2 protein-coding genes are annotated in these 1,693 nt (G+C 60.1%); both read left to right on the forward strand.

Features of this window, described 5'->3' with window-relative positions; all coding sequences use genetic code 11:
• Positions 1-1,199 (forward strand): thiolase C-terminal domain-containing protein (locus tag KHO41_RS40890; RefSeq protein WP_211958876.1); only part of this gene is annotated, 1,199 nt, incomplete at its 5' end.
• A 1-nt stretch (position 1,200) separates the two neighbouring features.
• A complete protein-coding gene (locus KHO41_RS42070) occupies positions 1,201-1,641 on the forward strand; it encodes a Zn-ribbon domain-containing OB-fold protein (protein ID WP_211958877.1) in 441 nt (146 codons plus the stop codon).
• Positions 1,642-1,693 lie beyond the last annotated feature (52 nt).

Genomic DNA, 1,693 nt, shown 5'->3' on the forward strand with positions numbered 1-1,693 from the left:
GAGGAGGAGAGATGGGGATGGGCGGACTGAACAGCACAGCGATAGCGGGCGTCGGGTACACCGATTACAGCCGGAATTCGGGGCGAAGTGTGGAACGACTGGCGCTTGAAGCCATCCATGCTGCCGCGGCGGATGCGGGGATTGCCGTATCCGAGATCGACGGTCTTGTGACCTATGGGCTTTGTGACACGAGTTACACGGGCGTGCTTGCGACAGGGCTTGGCTTGAAGGAGCTGAACTATTTCGCCGACTATTCCGCTGGTGGAAATGTTGCTTGCGCTGCGGTCATTCAGGCCGCCATGGCTGTTGCGACTGGCCAGGCGAAGTGCGTTGTTGCCTATCGCGCGCTGAACGGCGCCTCCGGCATTCGCTACGGCGGGAGCGGCTGGAGCGAATTGATGTCGACCACCAGTCTCCTGTCGGATGCCGAACCCCAGTTTCTCGATACGTGTGGCATCACGATGCCGGCCCAGCACTATGCAATGCTGGCTCGCCGGCATATGGCGAAATACGGCACAACGAATGAGGATCTGGCGGCCGTTGCAATGGCTTGCCGGGAGCACGCCGCGAAAAACCCGCGCGCGCAGATGCGCAAGCCCATGAACCTCGCGGATTACGAGGCGTCGCCTTGGATTGCGGAGCCGTTCCGGCTGCTCGACTGCTGTCTGCAAAGCGATGGCGCTTGTGCCGTACTGGTAACCAGTTGGGACCGGGCAAAAGATCTCAGGCAGAGACCGGTACGGATCTTGTCGGGTGCGGTGGGTGGCAGCCCGCGCGCTCGCGGCGTGATGTGGACAAACTTCGCCGGAGAACATGCAGAGTGCTTTGCCACCGAACTCGCCGATGGCTTGTTCCAGCGTGCCGGCGTGACGCGTGGCGATATGGATTTTGCGCAGCTATACGACTGCTTCACCTATAGCGTTCTGGCTCAGCTTGAGGATTTTGGATTCTGTAAAAAGGGGGAGTCGGGGGCATTTTTCCGCGAGGGCCGCGCCGGCTTACAGGGCCAACTACCCATCAACACGGGTGGTGGGCTGTTGTCAGAAGCTTACATCCACGGCCTCAATTGCGTTGTCGAAGCGGTCGACCAGTTGCGTGGAAACGCAGGGGATCGCCAGGTCAGCGATGCGGAGCTTGGTCTCGTGACCGCTGGTGGCGCTGCCCATTCTGGTAGTGCGCTCATCCTGGGAGCTCAATAAGATGCAAAACAACACTGCGATCATTACGGCCCCACAGCCGGCGCCGACGTTGCTCACAAAGCCCTTTTGGCAAGGGTGCAGTGAAGGCCGGCTCTTGCTTCAGCGTTGCGAGCATTGTCGTCAGCTGCGATTCTACCCAGCTGAGAGTTGCCCTTCCTGTGGCACTATCGGCGGCACATGGATCGACGCGACTGGTCACGGCACGGTCTATAGCTGGATCACGGTACATAAGAGTCCGGACGACTATTGGCGGACACGGGTTCCCTATGTGTCGGTCATTGTCGAATTGGACGATCAGCCACACCTTTACATGCCGGGCCTGCTTACCGACGTGGAGCCCGAAGCGGTTCGGGCCGGAATGAGGGTAAAGGTTTGGTTTGAAACATTGGACGACGGTCAAGCGCTGCCGCGGTGGAAGCCGGCCGGGCCTGGCACTCTCTGAACCGGGTATGTCAGATCAATCCGCACCAATGACAGCGCCTGCAAATGCCGGG

The organism is Cupriavidus numazuensis (assembly GCF_905397435.1).
Classification (GTDB): domain Bacteria; phylum Pseudomonadota; class Gammaproteobacteria; order Burkholderiales; family Burkholderiaceae; genus Cupriavidus; species Cupriavidus numazuensis.